The sequence below is a fragment of the Photobacterium sanctipauli genome, from assembly GCF_003026495.1.
In the GTDB taxonomy this organism is placed as follows: domain Bacteria; phylum Pseudomonadota; class Gammaproteobacteria; order Enterobacterales; family Vibrionaceae; genus Photobacterium; species Photobacterium sanctipauli.
Genome location: NZ_PYMA01000001.1, coordinates 358,346 through 381,349 on the forward strand (window position 1 = coordinate 358,346; position 23,004 = coordinate 381,349).

The 23,004-nt window shown below is 45.3% G+C and carries 20 protein-coding genes and 1 pseudogene; 11 read left to right on the forward strand and 10 right to left on the reverse strand.

Features of this window, described 5'->3' with window-relative positions; genetic code table 11:
- The first annotated feature begins 140 nt into the window (after positions 1–140).
- On the forward strand, positions 141–1,832 hold the full coding sequence (locus C9I98_RS01595; RefSeq protein ID WP_036822132.1) for an amidohydrolase: 1,692 nt from the start codon (positions 141–143) through the stop codon (positions 1,830–1,832).
- A 78-nt stretch (positions 1,833–1,910) separates the two neighbouring features.
- Here C9I98_RS01595 and C9I98_RS01600 read toward each other — a convergent pair whose 3' ends face one another.
- Positions 1,911–2,474: a sugar O-acetyltransferase gene (locus C9I98_RS01600; RefSeq protein ID WP_036822135.1), complete on the reverse strand. Its 564-nt coding sequence runs from the start codon at positions 2,472–2,474 to the stop codon at positions 1,911–1,913.
- A 342-nt stretch (positions 2,475–2,816) separates the two neighbouring features.
- Between C9I98_RS01600 and C9I98_RS01605 the strand changes: the two genes are divergently transcribed.
- Positions 2,817–3,356: a cytochrome b gene (locus C9I98_RS01605; protein WP_107271481.1), complete on the forward strand. Its 540-nt coding sequence runs from the start codon at positions 2,817–2,819 to the stop codon at positions 3,354–3,356.
- A 69-nt stretch (positions 3,357–3,425) separates the two neighbouring features.
- Here C9I98_RS01605 and C9I98_RS01610 read toward each other — a convergent pair whose 3' ends face one another.
- The 4 genes from C9I98_RS01610 to C9I98_RS01625 form a co-directional block, all read right to left on the reverse strand.
- On the reverse strand, positions 3,426–5,498 hold the full coding sequence (locus C9I98_RS01610) for a PhoX family protein (RefSeq protein ID WP_107271482.1): 2,073 nt from the start codon (positions 5,496–5,498) through the stop codon (positions 3,426–3,428).
- 379 nt (positions 5,499–5,877) lie between these two features.
- Positions 5,878–7,239: a C4-dicarboxylate transporter DcuC gene (dcuC, locus tag C9I98_RS01615; RefSeq protein ID WP_036829294.1), complete on the reverse strand. Its 1,362-nt coding sequence runs from the start codon at positions 7,237–7,239 to the stop codon at positions 5,878–5,880.
- 617 nt (positions 7,240–7,856) lie between these two features.
- Positions 7,857–8,288: a GNAT family N-acetyltransferase gene (locus C9I98_RS01620; RefSeq protein ID WP_036827973.1), complete on the reverse strand. Its 432-nt coding sequence runs from the start codon at positions 8,286–8,288 to the stop codon at positions 7,857–7,859.
- 128 nt (positions 8,289–8,416) lie between these two features.
- A complete protein-coding gene (locus C9I98_RS01625) occupies positions 8,417–8,632 on the reverse strand; it encodes a TIGR02450 family Trp-rich protein (protein ID WP_036827965.1) in 216 nt (71 codons plus the stop codon).
- Between the two features lie 200 nt (positions 8,633–8,832).
- Here C9I98_RS01625 and C9I98_RS01630 point away from each other — a divergent pair, with 200 nt between their 5' ends.
- From C9I98_RS01630 to C9I98_RS01645, 4 genes are all read left to right on the forward strand, one after another.
- A complete protein-coding gene (locus C9I98_RS01630; protein ID WP_036827963.1) occupies positions 8,833–9,516 on the forward strand; it encodes a spondin domain-containing protein in 684 nt (227 codons plus the stop codon).
- A 10-nt stretch (positions 9,517–9,526) separates the two neighbouring features.
- Positions 9,527–10,222 carry a spondin domain-containing protein gene (locus C9I98_RS01635; RefSeq protein WP_107271483.1) on the forward strand — a complete coding sequence of 232 codons (696 nt, stop codon included), beginning with the start codon at positions 9,527–9,529 and terminating at the stop codon, positions 10,220–10,222.
- Positions 10,223–10,368: 146 nt separating this feature from the next.
- Complete coding sequence (locus C9I98_RS01640) at positions 10,369–11,172, forward strand: response regulator transcription factor (protein WP_107271484.1); 804 nt, start codon at positions 10,369–10,371, stop codon at positions 11,170–11,172.
- Between the two features lie 9 nt (positions 11,173–11,181).
- A complete protein-coding gene (locus C9I98_RS01645) occupies positions 11,182–12,555 on the forward strand; it encodes a sensor histidine kinase (RefSeq protein ID WP_036826557.1) in 1,374 nt (457 codons plus the stop codon).
- Between the two features lie 17 nt (positions 12,556–12,572).
- Here the strand turns inward: C9I98_RS01645 and C9I98_RS01650 are convergent, their stop codons facing one another.
- The 3 genes from C9I98_RS01650 to C9I98_RS01660 form a co-directional block, all read right to left on the reverse strand.
- Positions 12,573–12,866, reverse strand: a complete 294-nt coding sequence (locus C9I98_RS01650; RefSeq protein ID WP_036826560.1) for a DUF3303 domain-containing protein — start codon at positions 12,864–12,866, stop codon at positions 12,573–12,575.
- A gap of 78 nt (positions 12,867–12,944) precedes the next feature.
- On the reverse strand, positions 12,945–13,352 hold the full coding sequence (locus tag C9I98_RS01655; RefSeq protein WP_036826563.1) for an ester cyclase: 408 nt from the start codon (positions 13,350–13,352) through the stop codon (positions 12,945–12,947).
- Between the two features lie 130 nt (positions 13,353–13,482).
- Entirely contained in the window at positions 13,483–13,707 is a 225-nt protein-coding gene (locus C9I98_RS01660) for a hypothetical protein (protein WP_107271485.1), read from the reverse strand.
- 474 nt (positions 13,708–14,181) lie between these two features.
- On the opposite strand from C9I98_RS01660, the gene C9I98_RS01665 reads away from it, so the two are divergent.
- Positions 14,182–16,644, forward strand: coding sequence for a choice-of-anchor L domain-containing protein (locus tag C9I98_RS01665; RefSeq protein WP_107271486.1), 2,463 nt, complete (start codon positions 14,182–14,184; stop codon positions 16,642–16,644).
- 294 nt (positions 16,645–16,938) lie between these two features.
- Positions 16,939–18,138, forward strand: a pseudogene (lhgO, locus tag C9I98_RS01670) (L-2-hydroxyglutarate oxidase); the annotation flags it as partial.
- A 136-nt stretch (positions 18,139–18,274) separates the two neighbouring features.
- Here lhgO and C9I98_RS01675 read toward each other — a convergent pair.
- Complete coding sequence (locus tag C9I98_RS01675; protein ID WP_036825002.1) at positions 18,275–18,472, reverse strand: hypothetical protein; 198 nt, start codon at positions 18,470–18,472, stop codon at positions 18,275–18,277.
- Positions 18,473–18,654: 182 nt separating this feature from the next.
- On the opposite strand from C9I98_RS01675, the gene C9I98_RS01680 reads away from it, so the two are divergent.
- Positions 18,655–19,329, forward strand: coding sequence for a cupin domain-containing protein (locus C9I98_RS01680; RefSeq protein ID WP_245907066.1), 675 nt, complete (start codon positions 18,655–18,657; stop codon positions 19,327–19,329).
- A 34-nt stretch (positions 19,330–19,363) separates the two neighbouring features.
- Positions 19,364–19,537, forward strand: coding sequence for a helix-turn-helix domain-containing protein (locus C9I98_RS26765; protein ID WP_245907075.1), 174 nt, complete (start codon positions 19,364–19,366; stop codon positions 19,535–19,537).
- A gap of 69 nt (positions 19,538–19,606) precedes the next feature.
- Here the strand turns inward: C9I98_RS26765 and C9I98_RS01685 are convergent, their stop codons facing one another.
- A complete protein-coding gene (locus C9I98_RS01685) occupies positions 19,607–20,191 on the reverse strand; it encodes a molecular chaperone TorD family protein (protein ID WP_245907067.1) in 585 nt (194 codons plus the stop codon).
- 381 nt (positions 20,192–20,572) lie between these two features.
- Here C9I98_RS01685 and C9I98_RS01690 point away from each other — a divergent pair, with 381 nt between their 5' ends.
- Positions 20,573–23,002 (forward strand): DmsA/YnfE/YnfF family dimethyl sulfoxide reductase, encoded by a 2,430-nt coding sequence (locus tag C9I98_RS01690; protein ID WP_036830726.1) that lies wholly within the window; start codon positions 20,573–20,575, stop codon positions 23,000–23,002.
- Positions 23,003–23,004: the final 2 nt, after the last annotated feature.

Genomic DNA, 23,004 nt, shown 5'->3' on the forward strand with positions numbered 1-23,004 from the left:
GTGATAGTTAGCAATGCCCAATCATTGCTGCTCTTGCTACTTTAGTCATAACAAAACCATGCAACTAATAGCAATAGCCATTACAATTGAGTAAGGCGCTTACTGGCTCTTTGAGCATGAAACTAACAATAAGAGGCACTATGGCTCATCTCATCAAAGCCAGTTGGATCGGATTATGTATGGCTTTGGTATCACCAGCGTTAGCCGACAACACCGCTGATACCATTATCATCAACGCAAATATCTACAACCAAGCAGCTACTGCCATCGCTATTGATGAAGGGATCATCACCCACATTGGCAGTGACAATGCTGTATTGAAGCACCAAGAGGAAGCAACAGAAATTATCGATATGGATGGCGCGTTCATCATGCCAGGATTTATCGATAATCATAACCATGTGTTTGAAGCAGCCTCTGAAGCCGGCGGTAGCTGTGAACTCGCAGCGGATGGTAACTTAGATGCTCAAATTCCCTACCTTAAACAGTGCCAGCAACATGCAGTTAAAGGGAAATGGGTTACGGGTTATGGCTTTTCTATCGATCGTATTCTAGAGCAACAAGAAGAGGATCCAGAGGCACTGTCACCCCGCCAAGTACTGGATGCGATCTTCCCGAACCAACCCGTTGTCATCATGGAGCAAACTTCCCACTCAATGTGGGTGAATTCAACCGCATTAGATCTTGCCGGTATTAACGAGAGTTCGCCTGAACCTCAAGGTGGGAAACTGTTAAGGAACCCGCTGACCGGCGATCTTAATGGCATCCTGCTCGATAATGCGGGTGACATAGTGATGGAACTCGCTTGGAACAGCCTAGATGACCAATTCAATTTAAGTTACGACGGCCTGCTAGCGGGACTTGAAGAAGCGGCAAGCCACGGCATTACCACCATAGGTGATGGTCGCATGTACTGGAAACGGGGCTGGTATGAAGTATGGCAACAAGCAGAGAAAGACCAAACACTAACTGCCCGAGTATCGCTACGCCCTTGGATATACCCCCAAGATGCCATGGAGCCGCAACTCCAATACTTAAATAATATTCGCAGCAACAAGCAGGGCTCAAAGATTATCGTCGACCAGGTGAAAATGTATAGCGACGGCATTTTCATTAACGGGACTGCGAAAACCCTCGCCCCGTATTTATCCACCTATATTGAAGATGAGCCTAATGGCATCAATTACATCCCACCAGAGCAAATGCAATCATGGTTGCAAAAACTCGATAGTATCGGTTTCGGTGCCCATATCCATGCCATTGGCGATAGCGCAATTCGGGAATCCCTCAATGCGGTTGAATCCAGGCGTAAAGCAGGTTCAAACCAAGACTATACCCTTACCCATGTTGAATTGGTAAGCAGTCGAGATGTACCTCGATTCAAGCAACTCAATGTCACCGCTGATTTTCAAGTCGGCTCAGATTACGTGGCCTATCACGATCATCGCTGGGCTGAAGCCTTTCTGGGGGCAAAACGAACACGTTCGCTGATGCAAATTCGTCGCCTAGTCGATACCGGCGCAAATATCACCTTGAGCAGCGACTGGAATGTGCACGACATCAACCCGCTAGTCGGTATTCGCAATAGCCTGATCATGGGCAAGACAGGTATGCCAGATATTAATGCCGCCATTGATGCCTATACCATTAATGCAGCCAAAAGCCTTGGGCTAGACGACATTACCGGCACTATCACGGTCGGAAAGTCAGCCGACTTGGTTGTATTAGATGAAGACCTCACCCAGCTGGCTATCGAAGAGATAGCCGAAACGCAGGTGCTGATTACCATACTGGAAGGCGAGATTGTTTACGATAGCAGTGCCGGCAACTAATTATATTTACCGTTAACGCCAATACTGCATTCATATACGTCTGCCAGCAGAGTTTAATTGTCACTGGCAGACAAACCGTTAATCGTTGATATTTTCTTTTACGACTCGGGCTGGGTTACCAACGACGACGGTATCAGCCGGTACATCCTTGGTCACCACACTGCCGCCCCCAACGACCGCGCCATCACCAATGGTCACGCCCGGCAATACCAATACATTGGCGCCAATCCACACCTTATCGCCAATTGTGATAGGTTTAGCGAATTCTTCATAGGTGTAACGTGTTTTAGCATCAAGCGGATGGCCTGCGGTACACAAGGTAACGTTCGGCCCAATCATCACATAATCGCCAATGGTCACTTTGCCACAATCGAGGATCACGCCATTGGCATTCATATAGAAATTTTTGCCAACCGTGATGTTATAGCCATAGTCACAGAAAAAGTTGCCATTCAGGGCGGTGGTGTCATCTGCCTTGCCAAACAAACGCTTGATAAGCTCGGTTTTCTCTTGTTTATCAAAGCAATTGGAGATCTCATGACTCAGCTTTCTTGCCACTGCTCTATCATCTGGCAACCCATCATTGTCCGGGTGGTACAGCATCCCGCTGATTAAACTTTTTTCTCTGTCTGTTAGTGCCATTACTGCTCGCTCCTACACGATTAGGCGTAAATCTGGTAACGCATAGTAGCAGTCTTATTCCCTTTTTCATGCACTCACGTGTAATAATGTGCCATACACAGCACTTTGTAATAAGCAATCACTGGTTGCGTTATCCATGCTTGTCCTAAAATATAAAACCCAGCTAAATAATTATAAACAAGCCTGATTGATATATTGAATTCACGTTATTATCGTAAAAATAAAACAACTAATTAAGTTACATCTTCGTTATTGAATTAATGTCACGTCAATATTCATGACAAAGCATATTTCCGTTGCTAGCTTGAAATAACAAATATAATATCTTGGCTAGGAACCACCATGAAAACAGTAAATTATGACCGAGCAACCCGATATTTACATTGGCTAATGGCGATTATCATCATATACGCAACCTGTGCAGGTTATGCCATGCACTTAGTCATTGATAGCCACCCGAACATTTTTCAATTCTTATCAGTATTGAATATGTCCTTAGCAACCATTGGAAGTATTGCTTTTATAATACGCTGGATTTGGAAATATTTTCGTCCAGTCAAATCATTTAATGAAAAAGGTATCCCCCAGTGGCAATCAAGCCTGGCTCACCTCATTCATAGTGTCATCTACCAATTGATGTTGGTCGTGTTTATCAGTGGCTTTTTGATGCTTGAAACAAGCTACGAATTATTTTGGCTCATCACTATCCCCAACCCGATAACTTCTCCGGATATCAATAGCTTCTTTTTTACGGTGCACCGCATCAGTTGCGCGGCACTGGCCCTGGTTGTTTTGCTTCATGCATCTGCGGCACTTAAACATCACTTTGTCACCAAAAACCTAGTACTCAAGCGTATGTTGGGGCAAGCAAAAGTGATATAAGCGGCTGACTAAAAAATGCCCCAGGAAGGGGCATTCATTCGTTATATTATAGCTCAATACCTTGCGGACTTATTCAGCCAACTTGCCACCATCATAACGTGAAATCACCACTGTGCTGGAGCGAGGGCGCCAGCTGCGGCCATCATCCGGCGTTTCAACCGAAGCATTGAGTGCAGAATGCGGCCAGTTGCTTGGGTGCTGAACATTGGTAAACATGTGCATGTAATCTGGCGAGAAGGTGATCCCGGTCGATTCCGACCCTGTCGGCGCCACCGCAAACCGCTTAACCTGCTCTTGATTACTCATATTAACCACTGGCTCACCCGTATTTGTTTCGTCCAAATTGGATGGGATCACCGCCAAGATCTGGTTATCAACCTGAATGTCTTTCTTGGCACCGGAATCGGTCTGCATCCACAAGATCCCACGTTGGTCGAAGGTAATACCGTCAGCCGATGAAAATTCATTATCTTCCGTCAGGCCAGACAAATTTATGCTAGCCGCGTCGCTTTCAGAGGCAGAGCCGAAAATGAAGATCTCCCACTCAAACTCAGTATCATCTGCACCTTCTTGCCAGCGAATGATATGGCCGTATTCATTATCAGGACGCGGGTTTGCCGCATTCACGTCATCCTCAGTTCGGTCGGTGTTATTCGTCAAAGCGAGGTAGACCAACCCGGTATCGTAATCCACCGCTGTCCATTCAGGACGATCCATCGGGGTTGCCCCCATTTCATCGGCTGCCCCAAGGGTATTACGGATAATTTCAGCTTGGTTTCCAATAAGAACCCCTAACCGCACGCCGGATTCAGTCACGCCGTCTTGTGTCAATGGCAACCATACACCTTTACCATTTTCATCAAACCGGGCCACATACAGCGTGCCTTCATCCATGTACTTGGCACCGATAGCCATGCGATCAGTACCTTGTGGCAAGTTTTCACTGGCATCGCTTTCATCCCACAGGGCGTCTGAGACAAACTTATAGACATACTCAAATCTTCCGTCATGACCGCTATAAAACACCACAGGTTTACCCGGTTCTAATGCACCAAAGGTACAATCTTCATGGCGGAAGCGCCCCATAGAAGAGCGTTTTGCAGGCTTGGCATTTGGGGAAAACGGATCGATTTCAACAATATAGCCAAAACCATTATCGTAGTTTTGGAAATCATCCTCAGGGTTATCCGATGTCTTGCTAATATCCCAGCGCTTGAATTCACCAGTAAATTGCTCATCATAAGCGAAAGGCGTATCCCAACCGTTAAAGGCTTTATCACTTTTAGTGCCGTATCGCTCTCTAACAGGATCCACTTCCGATGTGATCTTAAAATGGCCCGGCCAATTTTCTTCACATGTCAGGTATGTCCCCCAAGGAGTAAAGCCATTACCACAGTTGTTGTAAGTACCATGAGTGACGTTTGGTCTTCCCTTCTCGGCGGTAAATTTGGTCGTTAATAAACCGCTGCCAGCAATAGCGCCAGTCACATCCATCTCGGTCGAAAGGTGGATCCGTCGGTTATACGGGCTATCTACCACCACCTGCCATATTCCTTGAGACAGTTGGATGTGCACAACGGAAACACCGTGGGCATAGTATTCTTTTCTTACTTTATCTACTTGGCGAATAACTTCATCGTTTGGGGAGTAACCCTCTTCGTGAAGTGTGCCATTGGAAATAAATTCATGATTGATACACAAAATACCTTGGGTATCATCCAAAGGATAATAGTGCATCCCATCATTCATCTGCCCAACAGAATGCAGCTGGTCGATATCGGTGTTGGTTCCATCTTGCTTGAACGGTTGAATAGGCTCGCCATCTACCGAAACAGAAAATAGGTTTGTCCCCCAAGGAGCAAGTACTTGAGCGAAATATCCTTCCGGCACCACAAATGCGTCTTTTCCTTGGGCGCTGACAGATTCAAACCCCAGCGAAGAGATACCTTGGGTTTTATCGCTGGTAGAAGAATCCGAGCTATTACACCCCGTCAAACCCAAGCTGGTCATGGCACCGAACGCCGCCGCTCTGCCAGTACCTTTAAGCATCGTTCGACGTGACATTGCCTTGGCCATAATGTCAGAAAGTGGCTTTTTCGTACTTTTATTAAATATTTCGTTTGTGGTAGTACATCGACTCATAACGCAACCTTGTAAACTGAATAAAAATAATTTGAGTAGTGGCTCTAGATAGTTCGGCAATTTTTATAACAGCGAAATGTTAAAGTTATGTGTAATTTTTTACATGTAATCTTGATACTGTGCCGTTTTGGAAGGAGTATAAATATCTAAGATAAAACAGAGTGATAGCTCAAACCCCAATAAATAAACCAATAAATAAACCAATAAAATGCAATGCCAACCAAGCATTCGCGAAGAATATACTTTAGCTGGTATTACAAATAACGAGTAATGGTTACTGATGAGAAGAACAACAAAAAAGGCCCAGCAAGAGATGCTGAGCCTGTATATTCAAAAGGGTTAATTAGCACTCGCGATTAACCATCGAGTGATATGGGCATTAGCCAAGAAATGCACTCATCGCCACCAATGCAACCAAGCCACCCATCATCGGGATCGCAGTGCGTTTCACCAGTTCAATTGGCGATACACCCGCCGCGCCAGCACAAGCGATAACAACCCCTGCAACTGGTGAGAATGAACGGAAGATACCGGCTGATAACTGCATTGGCAGTGCAAATGCAGCCGTTGATACGCCTAGCGTTGCAGCAACTTCTGGTGCAAGGTTAGAGAAGCTAAAGAATGGCGCATTACCAGAGCCTGACAGCAATGCCGTCGCACCAATAATCGAAACCATTACAATCACCATCGGCAAATACCCCAGGCCAGCCGTCGACGTTGCACCTAGCAGCATGCTGATAAACCCAATGGTGCTTAGGCCCACAACAAAGGTTTGTGCGGCGATAATCAAGGAAACAACGCTTGCAAACGCCTTGCCCATACCATCGAGGAACACTTTCAGTGACGCCGCCACTTTCTTGCCGTTACGGTTAACAATAAAGTCACACACCATGGCAATAAACAAGCTTGTGAACATGGCCGTCACTACGTCAACCTTAATGGTATCAATCGCGAAGCTGCTAAAGGTCAGCAGCATAAACAGTGGTAGAACTGGCAGAATAGCGAACCACTTCGGTGCCTGGGCCTCTTCTTTATCTTCCACTTTCAGCTCGTGAGTAATCCCCTTCTCCGCATCTTTCTTATCAAACCAGCGTTGGCAGAAATAGTGCAGGACAGCAATCGTACCCATTACAACAGGGGCAACGATCATCTGGTGGCTAACAAAATAAGCAGCAGCGTCTATACCAATCACTTCAGCAGCTTTCAGTGAGTTACCCGATGCTGGTCCCAAGTCAAGACACGCGGTTGTTGCCAGTACTGCCGCTGTTGACGCTGGGGTACAACCAATACGTACCAATACCGGGTACATGGCTACCAACAACAGCATGGCTAGGCCAACCGCTGACGGAATAAAGATATTTAACACCTGGCCAAGAATGTAAGTCAGCGCTAACACCACATATGGGCTCTTAAACAATGACAATGGCTTGGTTGAAACCTGCACCATCGCATTCGCGGCACCGATGTGGTTCATGTAGCTAGAAAAACCCGCCACACTCATGATGATAAGACCAAGATTGGCCACGGTAGAGGAAGAAATCGCTTTGATCACCAAGAAGAAATCAAAAACGATAGCACCAGAAGAACTTGTTCCCGACGGTAGGAATTCAGTATTACCTGAAATAACACCAATCAAGATCATCAACAAGCCCGCGCCAAATAGCGCAGCTTGAGTATTGTATTTTTTAACGATCAGATAACCTGCACCAAATATAATTGGCAGCGATAGCAAAGGGACGATCATAAATCACTCACTTAAGTAGCATGGGAATACAAAAAGCGTGGTGAATCAACGGCTACATCCCTGTTTGTACCGAGCGATTTGAAACACAGCAGCTAATAGTTGTCTTAAATAAAGACTGAAATAATCTTTACATAATTAATGATTAAACTGACTTTTATTAGCGGCTTATTGCGATCTGTATCATAGCGCTATTTGTAACAAGCTGTTGCCATTAATATCCGTGCTACATATTTTTGCAAATATCTTTATTATTCAAAAGGTAAGAACAACAAATCACTAGACAATCTTTCTTACTTATTAGAAACCAACCCCTAATAAATAAAGATTAACCCACAACAGTTAAATAAACACATTCACACCAAACATCACAGCTGTTAAATATAAATCAATGTAGAAAACCACCACAACAACCAAGCAATAAATTCACACAAATATTAACCAGCACCTTTTTGTTACTATACCATTTGGCAAGGCGTAGGAAGTGATTCCCTAAGAAAGGGAGAGTTTCATATTTGTGAGTAATAAACATGAGATATAGAAACGGAAGCACCATCAGTTATTAGCGTCAAGTGCTTCTTCTATCAGGACATGACACGGTTAATTGGCACCGAGAATCACAACGTCATATGCAGGATTGGAAATGGTTTTCCCATACCATCGAGCGGCGAGCGTGACGCAACTTTAAAGCCCATACGTTGGTAAAAGCCAACTGCCTGAGGGTTTTGTTCGTTTACATCCACCTCCGCTACATCAAACTCAGTAAGCGCGTATTGCAATAGCGCCTTACCCACCCCTTGTCCTCTTGCCTCATTCAAGACAAATAGCATTTCAATCTTCTTTTCGTGAACACCGATAAATCCGATGATCTCGCCTGCATCATTCTTGGTGCAGCGAAGTGAAACCGCAGGAAAGGCTTGTTCAATGATAATAGGTTTAAAAAACTCAATATCCTCATCTGTGATGAAGTCATGGGTTGCTCGGACTGAATTTTCCCAGACAACCAGCATCTCTGCATAATCGCTAGGAAGCACATTTTCGACAATCATATTAATCTCTATAAATACATTGATGAACTGTGCAGCCGCGAACCCGTATATTAGTCATTTAGCCCCCAAAAGCCAGTAATAAGTCATCATTTCAAACACTGCCTATCGTTATCCCACACATTGCATCACTACTTCCAACCCACTCGCCAAAGTGTAGCGTCTTTAAGCTCATGCCAATCTAAAGGGTACTGGTGATGGTTTATCACGGCCTCAATCACACAGTGGATCACTTTCTGGTTCTCATCAAACTCAACGTCAGTGATCACAAAGTGCTTCTCTTTATTTTGCACTGCCACCTTAGTCCACTTGCTTTGCAGCAGACCTTTGGGGTGTATTCGGTTCATCACTCACCTCTGGGTTCAAATATAACCTATTAGTCCAAACGTAGTAATTAAGGGTTTAGTTCAACCTATTGAGGCAATTGCACTATTTACTGTGAGAATTCTGTGAGAGTTTTGCGATGAAGTTATGAATCCTGTGCGAGGGGTCTGCAAGATTTACCCGCCATAGTAATAACGTGATTCATTACTAAACGGACAGAACAATGAAAAAGACCCTAGCATCAGTTGCCATTACCAGTGCATTCTTAGGTTCAATCGCCATCAGCAGCGTTCATGCCGCTGAGATTGATGTCACTATCACCAACGCCACCAAAAATATCTACTTCACCCCACTCTTAGTCGCCGCGCACAGCAGCGATGTTTATCTTTTCCGTACCGGTGAAAGCGCCTCACCCGAAGTAGAAGCAATGGCTGAAGGCGGCGATATTTCAGGGCTTGCGTCACTGGCAAGCAACGCGGGTGCTGTCGTCGCCTCAGATCCTGCCAGCGGTATCCTTGACCCGGGTGTATCCGCAACGGCCAGCATGGATACCGGTGATGCCAACCGCTTGTCGATCACCGCCATGTTACTGCCAACCAACGATGGCTTCGTTGGCCTTGATAGCTGGGAGATACCATCAACACCGGGCACCTATACCTTCTCCTTGAATAGCTATGATGCAGGCACCGAAGCCAATGACGAACTCGCTGGCAGTATGCCTAACCCACCGTTTATTAACTTTGGTAGTGGCGGGACAGGAGTAGAAACAACCGTGACCAATGATAAAGTCCATATCCACCCTGGTAATCTCGGTGACAGCGATCCCAATGGCGGTTTAAGTGATATCAACAGCGCAACCTATCGCTGGCTAAACCCAGTTGCCATTGTGACAGTAACGGTGAAGTAAGGAGGCTGCGATGAAATACCGTTTATTACTTATAGCAACCAGCGCCACCCTTCTCGCGGGCTGTCCTATCTTTGATGAGGACGATGATACGCCGCCCCCAGCAGATACCATGGTGAGCTATACCGTTGAGGTAAGAAACTTAACCTCTAACCAGCCGCTGTCACCGCTTGCGGTATTGGCACACGATGCCGACTACCAAATGTTTGAAATTGGCCAGCCAGCTTCGAACGCGCTGGAACTGATGGCCGAAAGTGGCGATAACAGCGAACTTCTCAATGATGCTGCCGTCGCTTACAGTTTTTCAGGCGCTGGCGTGATCCTCCCCTCACAAAGTGACAGCGTCACCATGACATTCAACCCTGATCAAGCGCAATATGTCTCGGTAGGCAGTATGTTGGTGAATACCAATGATGGATTCGTTGGCGAAACACAAATTTCACTCTCCAGCTTAGCCGTTGGTGACAGCATGAGTATCAACATGGCGGTTTGGGATTCAGGAACCGAAGCCAATGATGAAGCTGCAGCAACCGTGCCCGGACCCGCTGCTGGCGGTGAAGGCTTCAATAGCAACCGAGATGATAACGATAGGGTTTCGTTTCACGCGGGCGTCATTAGCCAAGATGATGGACTGGCAACTTCAGCCCTCAATGCAACCCACCGTTTTCTCAATCCGGGGGCACGATTAACCATTACTCGCACCGAGTAAAATTTTAACCCGTCACCCGGGAAAACTTCCCAATGTGATGAAAGAAATATCAGTACATCCGGTCGTTAGCTAGGAAGTATGTGGATTGTATCTAGGTACCCTACTAGGTACAGCTTGCTAACTATGTCGATGATTGGGATGTACTGATGACAACACTAACAAACCAGGTTGATCCTGCCATGATCCTCATCGTGGAAGATGACAATGACTTAGCTGATTTAATTTCCATGCACCTGAGCTTTCAGGGGCATGAAGTCACGCGAGTAACCAGTCTAGAGCAAGCAAGAAGCTCAATCACCAACGCCAGTCATGCAGGCCAGCTGTTTGATTTATTGGTCCTTGATCGCGGCCTAGAAGATGGTGACGGCTTAACCCTATGTCAAGAACTACGCCAACAAGATAATTGGTTACCCGTACTTATGCTCACCGCCCGGGATACTGAGAAAGATAAAGTTGATGGCCTTGAGTCGGGGGCTGACGATTACCTCACTAAGCCCTTTAGCGTGTTGGAGTTTCAAGCCAGGGTGCGTTCAATCTTACGGCGTAAGAGTCATCCCCAGCAAAATCATGATCAGCCAAATCAAAAGGCACAAAACGATAGTGAGCAACCACTGACAATTCAGGCCAACGAAGAGACGATTCTCTCCTTTGAAGGGCTGACGATTCGCCCCCAATCCCATCAAGTTGAATTGGATGATCAGCCTATTGCCCTGACCGCAACAGAATTTACTCTGCTGCATTTTCTTGCCAGTAAACCTGGTCGGGTATATAGCAAAGATGAGTTGTTAGACCAAGTATGGCAAACCAATTTCAGCGGCTACCACCACACTGTTTGCAGCACGATCAACCGTCTGCGTACCAAGCTAGAGCCGCCTACCACGCAGCATAAATATATCCATACTGTTTGGGGCGTTGGATACAAATTCCAGGCAAGATCCGATGCCGCGTAAGGAGTCGATATGAATTTTAAACACCGATTACTCCTACTAACCGGCTTTTGGTTTTTGCTCTCGGCGTTGTTGCTCGGCGGTCTCTTTGTTTACCAACAGCAATTGGTTGAACAGCGAACCCAGCAAGCGTTACACAAGGAACTTGCTGCCCATATGCGGGACGATAGTCCGCTCATGCAAGGCACCGACTTTAACCCAGCGGCATTAAAATCTTTATTCCACACCTTAATGCTGCTTGGTCCTGATTTTGAAATTTACTTTCTTGACCAACAAGGCACCATCCGCACCCATGCCGCCCCTGAAGGCAAAGTACTACTCGGCAGTGTCAGTCTCTCCCCTATCCAACAATTTCTCGACAACCAGCCCTTCCCGATTCTCGGTGATGACCCACGCAATCCGAGCGTAAAGAAAGTCTTTTCCGTCGCCCCCATCACCGAATTCGGTTCTGTTATTGGTTATTTATATGTAGTGATTGGCAGTGAACAGCGCGCCTTGTTAGCCGAGCAAGAACAACTCACGACGCTATTCTATCTAATCGGTGTCTCTCTCTTACTGGTTATCGGCTTTAGCTACTTAACCTATCGGTTAGTCAAACGCACTTTGCTTAAACCGATTGAGCATGTCACGGGGGATCTACAAGATCAGGCTGGCAACGATTTTCGTCTTAAACCCGAATTTGTAAACCAAGTTCCTGAGCTGAAACCTGTTGCCAAGCAACTGTATTTAATGGCGCAACAAATCCAACAGCAGTTTCTTCAGTTACAGCAAGAAGAAGCGCGTCGACGCGAACTATTAATGCAGCTCAGCCATGATTTGAAAACACCGCTCTCTAGTATCTTGGGCTATTTAGAAACATGGAAAATCCAGAATAAAGAGCCCAATGCACTGATAGATACAGCCCATCGCAATGCAGAAAAACTATCAGAGCAGCTCAGCGAACAGTTGGCTTTGGCTAGAAACCAGCAACAAGCTCCCCAACCTAAGTTTGAGCAAATTGCACTTTATGAAGTGATAGAGGAGATACAAGAAAGCCTTGCACCGGAAGCGAATAAAAAAGCGTTGTCACTGGCGGTTTCGATACCGGAGCAAGAAGTGGTGTTTGGCGATAGACAGCTATTGCTCAGGCTATTTGCCAACTTGTTCGAAAATGCGATTCGCCATGCGCCTAGCAATAGCCGCATCGCGTTAGAGGTTATCCACCAGCATCCTAACCTAACCATTAAGCTGTGCAATGATATCGACCCAAGCGCCCCATCAGGCTCGATGGGGCTTGGAACCAAAATCATTCAATCAATTTTGATGCTTCACCACAGTCAATTGATAACCAAGCAAGAGGAAAACCATTTCTTGCAACAGTTCCACTTACCCGCCAGCTCTGGCTAAAGCCACTGTTACTCAACCTACTCTTCCAGCAACAAGCTGCCCAATCGTCGGGCAGCTGCATCATCGACAACGGGTTGAACCGAGATATCCATTTCTGAGTTCCAAGCCAATGCATAGGCCGCCACCGCCTCAGCACTATCCGACTCAACAATGGCCACCCCGCTACCACTCACCAAATCATGCCAACGGCCAACCATGGTTACTTCATCGCCCATCATGTCTTTATCAAGCGACTCGCTCATTTGAGCAAAGTGTGCCAACACCGGGTGTAATCGGCCTTCATGAAGCTGCCAAGAAACTAGAAATAACATGATGCTATCCTCGTTAGAAAATCAGCCTTATAACGAATCCATACTGTTCCGTAATAAGTCGTTAAGAGTATAGATGACTCACACTAACCCTAGCTGCTGAAGCATCCCCATTTGATCCCACTGCTCCCAGCGCTCAACAACTTGACCGTCTACCACGTCATCGATAATTAACCCATGGAACGTTGCCGTGTTGCCCGTTGGCGCATTATCACCCAACATGCCGGTATTCGTACCTTGCGCCGACCAACGTGTTGCCACCTTATCGCCAGAAACAATTTGATCTTCTACGGTTAGCTTTAAATCTGGAAAGGCAGCCAGCAACCCACCGACTAACCCCTTGAACTCGTCAACCGACAAGTCAGGACTTGGCGCCCCTGCAATATGAATAACACAATGCGGCGCAAACGCTTCGTCTGCTCCCGATACATCGCCACGATTCAACCCGTCAATCCAAACTTGCTCATATTTGGTGATGACTAAGCCCATGGTTACCTCCCGCCATCGTGAAATGGCCATAGTGAGAAGACATGGCTATCTGAGACAGCCAGCGCTCGAGCCTAGGCATAGGCTCAAGCACTCTAAAGGTATAGTTGATGTCCGGTAATCTAGTCAGATATTAATCCAAGCGACGTGCTTCTTTCTTCCGCTTGCGTAACTTGTATAGCGTTAGGATCAATACCGAGCTCACGACAACAGCCAGTACGACAAACAGGTAAATAATAAGGTTATTGCTAAGATTGGTATGGATAAAGATATGATAGAGCCCCATGAAACCGGCAAAATACAGTGCGAGCACGGTAAACAACTTAAAGAACTCAAAGTCACTGACCTTCCTAAACATCGCTTCCCCCTACCGACAACAAGATTAACTACAGTATGGTGCTGCTTGCTTGAAACTGCATTTTCGAGCGACTTCAAGATACCCCATATGCAACAAAGATTCTTTGCTAGGCCCGGCTAGAATACAAAATAGAACAAACTGTTATATTTCATCATGGTGTAACCAATCATTTCCTGACACCCAATGACAATACGCGCAAACTCAAGTCACAAAACAACCAACAACCAACAACCAACAACCAACAACTGTAAACCTAACATACTTTACAGCCTATAAGGTCAACACGTAAATAAGAAAAATCTATCAACAATCATAAAAAACACCAGCACACAAGACCATCGATATTACATCATCTCAATTCTAACTATTGAGACAACAGTAATGAAACATTTAACTAAAGTTTAAATTCTGTAGGAAAAAGCAAACCTTACAGCCTAGTTAAATTATCATTTTGTTATATAAAGTGGTGATTATATGTCTTTCTTTAAAAATAGTGTTTTTTTACTTATTATTTTCATTATCATTACTTTCATTGGATGTGGTGGAGGAAGTGGTAGTAATGAAGGAAGCGATGGTGGAAGTGATGGTGGAGGAAATACTCCAGTATCAGAAAACAAATTATCAACTCAAGGCTCTATTGCAATTATAGGACTTGGTAGCTCTATAAAAGTAACAAATAACAGAAACGTAAAAATATCAGGAGTAGCCTCTTCAAACATACCTATTAAGGAAATAAAATATAGTAATTCATCAACATCAGAGCAAGGAAAAGTCTCTGGAATAAGTGAGTGGAGTATTGATTTAATACTTACTGAAGGAGACAACTCACTTACTTTTAATATGATTTTAGATAATAATGAATCAATTTCAATAAGCACTATAATTACATATTATGAGAGTTTAGACTTTACAACCCCGTTGCAACTTGATAAATCAGTAGCTTATATCGGAGATAATCCACTACAGATAACAGCAATGGTTGGAACTAGTAACAGTAACTCACCAATTTTAGAACTCCATCGCGAATCTAAAAATGGAACCACATCTGATATTATGGAAGTAGTTCTCTTTGATAACGGTATATTACCAGATGAGATTGAAGGCGATGGCATATATACAGCAGTTTTCAATTTCTCCGGACATAAAATCGGCTACGAGTGCTTTAGAGTTAAAGTCGATGACTCTATAGGTAGTTTCTATCAGTCGGAAAAGAAATGTCTGTGGGTCGGTGAGCATTATACAAATGATGAGATAAGAAAGTCCATAAACCTTTCAAATCAAGTCGCTGAGATTTATCAAGCTAAATTAACTAACTCTGATACTGGTGCTGCTGAAAAAGCTGTAAAAATGTTACAGAGTGAAAGTATTGTTGCACATGCTGCTACTACAATAGATGGGGGCGTTTGGTGGATAACAAATAGTGGCCTGCTGAATCTCCATCATAACTCTTTAGAGGGGAAAAAAGTTTACTCTAAATCTAGACCAAATACCACTCATAATCCCCCTGTAGAAAACACTAAACTTACACCTAGTTATTATCATAAAAACAATATATCTCGACAGACACTCGACTTAAACAGTAAAGCATCAAATAGTTTAGAAAACAGAATAAAAAGTAGCAAAGCAATAATCATCAGCCCATATATTGATAATCCAATCGTTGATGCAGAAAATAACTTCTTTGGAGAAGATGATTATTATGGCGCATGGAAAGTAATAGAAGATAAAAATAATTGCAGCCTATATCCAGCTACAGAGAAAGTAAATAATAAAAACATGGGAGTTTCTATTAATGATTTTAAAAACATAGAAGAATATGGCTACATCCATTTATCAACTCATGCTGACAACTACTATAGTGGTCTTTTAAATTTATGGCAAAACTCTTGGGGGCCAAATGACTTTCTCCAGGGAAATCTATCTTTAATTACTATTGATACAGGACTATACCTACCAATCGACCAAAATGGAGATTTCATCTTAACAGGATATGAAGATGACCTTCAAAGTAAACGACTCGCTCTAAGCTCAGATGGTGGTTTACACGCATTACCTTCATTTTTCAATCATTATGTTAAGCAACTTCCAAATAGCCTAGTAACACTTTCAGCTTGTCGTTCCATGTACAATAATTCACTAGCGTACGTTTTATTATCAAAAGGAGCAGGAGCTACTATTGGATTTGATGATTATGTGATCTCCAAATATGCCCAAGATGCAACAAAAACGATAATAAGTGAGATGCTAACGAATGATCTGCAGTTATCAGAAGCTGTAAAAATAGCACAGGACCTATACGGTGTTAATGATAGCTTATACCATAAAGAAAAAGGTGATGACAGTGTTGCCTATCTCTTAACATTAGGTTCAGATAACCTTCAACTATCAAATGGAATGCTTAATAACCTCAAATTCGAAAATGGAAACCTTGCACCTTGGAATAAAGAAGGTGATGGGCGAATCATAACCCAGTTAGGTCCAGATAAACCAACTGATGGAAAATATATGAGCATCATCTCAACTGGTTTAGGCTTTACTACCCAATCCGGTAAGTTAACCCAACAAGGTTGTTTAGGTAACGATGTGAATACAATTAGCTTTAATTGGAATTTTTACTCTGAAGAGTTTATCGAGTACTGTAACACGCAATTTGACGATAAGTTTTTTGTAGAGATTTGCGAAGTTGATAGCGATCTAACTAACTGCTCTATTCTCTTAGAAACCAGTGTCAATGAACTTTGTACTAATCCAGCTTCACTTTCTAAGTCAAACATTAGTTTCGACCAAGGGGACGTTTATACAACTAATTGGCAGAATGCAACTTTTGATATTAGTGCGTTTTCAGGAAAAAGAATCAATCTAAGCCTGTACGTAACTGATGTTGGTGATAGTATTTACGATAGTGCCATACTTGTTGATAGTATTACATTCAAATAATTTACACTTAAAGTAGAGCATAGAAGAGGGGACACTCCTTCCTATGCTCTAAAATTCACAATAACATCTCCTATAATTTTCAATATGCACAAACTGTTATATTTCATCATGGTGTAACCAATCATTTCCTGACACCCAATGACATTACGCGCAAACTCAAGTCACAAAACCACCATCGAATGCCGACAACTTCGATTTCTTTAGCCAAAATTAACCGACCAATTTGTGCAAACATCACTGAGTCCTAAACAGTGGCAATCGCCTCGCCTTCAATCAAATTACAAGGAGTTGATCATGGAAAAGATATACGACTACATCATTGTGGGTGGGGGCATTGTCGGCATATCAACGGCTTGGCAGCTTAAGCAACGCTGTCCCAACAAAAGTGTGTTGGTCGTAGAGAAAGAAGATCACCTTGCCGCGCACCAAACGGGCCACAACAGCGGGGTGATCCATGCGGGTGTTTACTATGCGCCGGGAAGCCTCAAAGCCGAATTTTGTAAAGCAGGCGTCGAAGCAACCAAGGCCTTTTGCCAACAACATGGTATTGCGGTAGAAAACTGCGGCAAGTTATTGGTTGCAACCAACGATACCGAAGTCGAGCGTATGCATGCCTTGTTTGAAAGGTGCCAGCAAAATGGTATCGACGTTGAACTACTCGATAAGGCAGGCTTACAACAAAAGGAGCCTAACATTACGGGGCTCGGGGCGATTCTCGTCCATGCCACCAGCATTGTTGACTACCGCTTGGTGACCGAAAAAATGGCCGGCGCATTTATCGCCCTCGGGGGACAGATTGCCAAACGTACTGAAGTCGTGGCAATGAATGAAACGAGTGATAGGGTTAGCATCCATGCTAAAAGTGACGGCCAGCCCGTCCACCTTGCTGCTCGCTTTATCGTTAGTTGCTCAGGGCTAATGGCCGATAGGCTGGCCAAAATGCTGGGAATCGAGACCGACTTTCAGATCGTGCCATATAGGGGGGAATACTATCGATTAAAGCCCGAGCATAACCACATCGTCAATCACCTTATCTACCCGATCCCCGATCCGGAGTTGCCCTTCCTTGGCGTCCACCTAACGAGGATGATTGATGGCTCAGTCACTGTCGGCCCTAATGCCGTTCAAGGCTGGAAGCGCGAAGGTTACGGCAAGGTCAACTTCAGCCTGAGAGATACCGCCGAGATGTTGCGTTTCAAAGGCTTCTGGAAAGTCACCGCCAACAACCTGAAAACAGGGTTAGTTGAAACCAAAAACTCATGGTGGAAGCCCGGCTACCTGAAGCTGGTCAATAAATATTGCCCGCAACTCGCGACCAAGGATTTACTCCCCTACCCGGCAGGCATCCGCGCCCAAGCGGTTCTAAAAGACGGGAGTTTGGTACATGATTTTCTCTTTGCCGAAAGCCCGAGAAGCCTTCACGTTTGTAACGCGCCTTCACCAGCCGCCACGTCAGCCATCCCGATTGGCAACTACATCTGCGATAAGCTATTAACCTCTAATACCGAGGCAACCAAAGACGAGCTTACTACCCATACGGATGATCAACCCCAAGCAGAGAAGGCTCAATCAGGCCAACACCTTGAAACTACAACTTAAAGATCCGATGACTGAATCCATATAAAGTCGACTAAAGCGTAAGGTGTTGCTTGGCTTGCTTGCGTGACTCGCTGGCAGCCAAGTCCTGTTCAAGTTCATCCTTGCTTTGGTAGCCAAGCGCTTGCCAGTGTCCGCGATAATCTGCCTTATAGCCGTTAACAATGGTTGCCAAGCAATCACGACGTGTCGTTTCAACCAATGACTGAATAGTACTTTTTAACTTGCTCATACGCCCTCCTCTCTTTGCGTTTGAGCTCAATGTAAGGTTCACACGTATTGGATTTAGCCTGATCTTGCCAACTATCAATACTATTCCGTCATTTACTTAAAATACCGAGAAATCCAAGTACTATATTGTTATCAATAAGTACTATTTCGCACATTCAGCGCAACCATAATAAGGCTCTAGCCATGAAGAAAGCTAACATCGAGAAAGTGATGCAAAGGGAGGGATTTTCATGGCGCTACCGGCAAGTAGAAGAGCCTCACAAGCATTACGACTGGCACTTTCATCAAGAATATGAGTTAGTTATCCACCGCCACTTTCACGGTGTCGCGGAAGTCGGCCATTATCAGGGCGATTTTTCTGGTGATAACATGATGCTGATAGGCCCGCACATCCCCCACCGCTTTTACTCTCACCCAGCGCAGCAAGACGGAGCCACCGGGGATAACACGCTATGCGAGACCCATGTCATCTGGTTCAAAAAAGAGTGGGTAGCCAACATGATGTTCAGCTGCGTTGAAATGCGAAAGCTCGAATCTCTACTCAAACGGGCAGAGAAAGGCGTACAGTTTTCACCACAAGCTAGCATTCATGTACTGGCGCTTCTCGATGGCGTCGGTAGCAATACGCCGATGCACCAATTAGGTGTATTGATTCAAGTCTTGTCCATATTGGTCGCTGATAAAGACACCAGCACCCTACTCTCTTTCGCCTCCAAGCAAGAAAAAGCCAGCGACACAACCAACAAGGAAAAAATCGAAAAGGTCTGCCAATTTATGGATGATAACTTCCAGCACGCTATTACCTTGGGGGATCTCGCCAAGCACATGAATACGTATTCACCGCCTGTTTTCGGTTAATTTCAAAGAGAACTTCAGCCAATACCTGAAAAAGCTGCGTTTAAACCATGCCGCAGAGCTACTGCAAACCACCTCGCAGCCCATCAACTTGATTGCCGAAAGCGTTGGCTACCGTAACCAAGTTAACTTTAACCGCCAGTTCAAACAATATAAGCAACTAACCCCAAGCCAGTACCGCAAAAAATACAAGGTAGCCGCCGCAGTTTAGGCATCAAGAATTACACACATAAAAAAGGCCGCAATTGCGGCCTTTAGTTTAGGTGCGATTGATTAGAAACTAGAAATACACTCGCTTTTCAACAGGCTGAATACCGTATTCTTCTTGCAGCAATAACAGCCACTGCTCGGCAATCGCCGCTAGCATTTGGTAAATTTCGGTATCAGCATGCTTTTGCACTAGCTCAAGGTAACGAGAAGACCAAGGCAAGATATGCTCGCCCAGCATCACTTTCACGGCTTCAAGATCTTGCTTTTCCTCAAGCAACTGCGCCATTGCCAGCAACATCAGGCCAAACTGATCTTCTGGCTCACGCATCCCGGTATCAAGCGACATCTCATGCTGAGTTAAAAAAGCGCGAAAGCTGATCGTCGACTCACCGAAAATAACCTGTTCTTTATCGAGGTAGACCGAGCCCCAAGGCGGAGCCGGCATTACCTCACAGCCTTCGAACAATGTTTGGAAGTCACTGCTGATAGCTTCCGCCGACGTTTGATCCATCAGTGCTAGCACTGGCGTAAACACCGTTTCTTGGTCGTCTTGCGCCAGTACTTCTCGAAGCTGAAGGTTAGCCTCATGGTTCACAGGGTAGTAAAAAAAGCTGCCCAAAATTCGGGCGATGGTTGCCATGTGCTCAGTGGTCACACTGTCCTCCAGCATATTCATTAACTGCAATATTTTTTCATATCGCCAACGCCAATTAGCGACTGAAAACATGTTTATTCAATTTGTGAATAAAACCTTAGCTGATTTCTGACACAGAAAACTTGTTCGAGAACAAATATTTTTGCTATTAAACCTTTGTTGATATTAATTATCAATTACATTTCAACGATATAGAATCATTTAGTTACAAAATGAAACGGCATTCATTACACAATTAATAACTCATAACAGTGATGAATAATTTGCGCATTTCTATTTGATCGAAAGCAAAGTTAACCACTTCGCCGATGCGGAAAATACGTGTCAGAAACCTACCCACTAAGTGTAGGACGAGTAAGTCAATACAGAGAATGTCGTGCAATGAAAACACAACTCAAAAAGCTATTTGCACCTAAATTCACCCGCAGGGATTTTATCAAATCAAGCTCTGCTGTAGGTGGGCTAGCTGCAGTTGCAGGCAGTATGACGCTGCCATTTAAATCAAGTAAAGTCGAAGCCGCTACACCAAAAGATGAAAAAGTCGTCTGGAGTGCATGTACCGTAAACTGCGGTAGCCGTTGCCCGCTACGTATGCACGTTGTCGATGGTGAAATCAAATGGGTTGAAACCGATAACACCGGTAAAGACCAATACGGCGATCACCAAGTACGCGCTTGTCTGCGTGGCCGTTCAATGCGCCGCCGGGTATACAATCCAGATCGTTTGAAATACCCAATGAAGCGAGTGGGTAAACGCGGCGAAGGCAAATTCAAGCGTATTAGCTGGGATGAAGCCTTTGACGACATCACCAATAACCTAAACCGTATTCGCAAAGACTACGGTAGCGAAGCCATCTACCTCAACTACGGTACAGGTACCCTTGGCGGCACGGTAACCAAATCATGGCCACCTGGCGCTACCTTGATTGCCCGTTTGATGAACCTAAGCGGCGGCTATCTCAACCACTACGGCGACTACTCAACCGCTCAGATTGCCGCAGGTATGCCATACACCTACGGTAACGGTGCCAACAACTCATTCTCTGATCTTGAAAACACCAAGCTGATTGTTCAGTTCGGCAACAACCCAGCCGAGACGCGCATGTCAGGCGGTGGCCAGATCCACCACCTAATGGAAGGCAAAGCTCGTTCAAACGCGAAAATGATCGTTATCGATCCTCGCTATACCGATACAGCCGGTGGCCGTGAAGATCAATGGATACCGATCCGTCCGGGTACCGATGCGGCGCTTGTCGCCGGTATGGCTCACGTCATGATCACAGAAAATTTGGTTGATCAGCCATTCTTGGACAAATACTGCGTAGGCTACGACGAGAAAACCCTACCAGCATCAGCACCTGCAAACTCTGACTACAAGTCTTACATTCTTGGTAACGGTGAAGACCAAACTGAGAAGTCACCCGCTTGGGCGGCGGATATCACCGGTATTCCTGCTGATATCATCATCAAACTTGCCCGTGAAATTGGCTCAACCAAGCCATGTGCTATTTTCCAAGGCTGGGGCCCACAACGTCACGCCAATGGTGAGCTAACAGCACGTGCTATCGCTATGCTGGCCATCCTAACAGGCAACGTAGGCATCAATGGTGGTGGTACTGGTTCTCGTGAAGGTAACCAAGCGATTCCATTCGTGCGCTTCCCTATCCCAGAGAACCCAATCAAAACGGCTATCTCTATGTTCCTATGGACTGATGCGATTGTTCGCGGTCCAGAAATGACAGCCAAAGCTGACGGTGTTCGCGGTAAAGACAAGCTGGATGTGCCAATCAAGTTCATTTGGAACTACGCGGGCAACTGTTTGATCAACCAGCACTCAGACATCAACCGTACCCACGACATTCTACAAGACGATAAGGCCTGTGAAATGATTGTCGTGGTTGATAACCATATGACGTCTTCTGCCAAATACGCAGACATCGTCCTGCCTGATCTGACAACCTCTGAGCAGTCCGACTTCTGTATGGATGGTGCTGCAGCCAATATGCCTTACTTCATCTTCGCAAGTCAGGCGATTAAGCCCGTGTTCGAAGCGCGTAGCATTTACGACATCTGTACAGAGATTGCTAAGCGTCTTGGTATCGAAAAAGAATTTACTGAAGGCCGAGATCAGGAAGGTTGGCTACGCCACCTTTACGCTGAAACCCGTAAGCTTGATCCAACCCTGCCGGGTTTTGATGCCATGCGCGAGCAAGGTATCTACAAGCGTAAGGCAGAGCACTTCGTTGCCCATGCTGAGTTCCGTAAAGATCCTGAAAACAACCCTCTGGCGACGCCATCGGGTAAAATCGAGATCTACTCTGAGCGCCTTGCCAACATTGCCGAGGAGTGGGAATTACCTGAAGGCGATGTTATCCACGCCCTGCCTGTGTATGCCAATACCTTTAACGGCTGGAATGATCCTAAACGCTCGACATACCCACTTCAGCTAACGGGCTTCCACTACAAGTCTCGTACCCACTCCACCTACGGCAACGTAGAGCAGATCATGGAAGCAGCGCCACAGCAAATGTGGATGAGCCCAATGGATGCCGATCATCGCGGGATCAAGAACGATGATCCTATCCGTATCTTCAACGAACACGGTGAAATCCAACTGACTGCCAAAGTGACCCCTCGCATGATGCCGGGTGTTGTCGCCCTGGGCGAAGGTGCATGGTACGCACCAGACAAGAAAGGGGTTGATCACGGCGGTAGCATCAACGTGCTCACTACCCAGCGTCCAAGCCCGCTGGCAAAAGGTAACCCGCAACACACCAACCTAGTCGACGTGCAACTGCTGAAAAAAGCATAAGG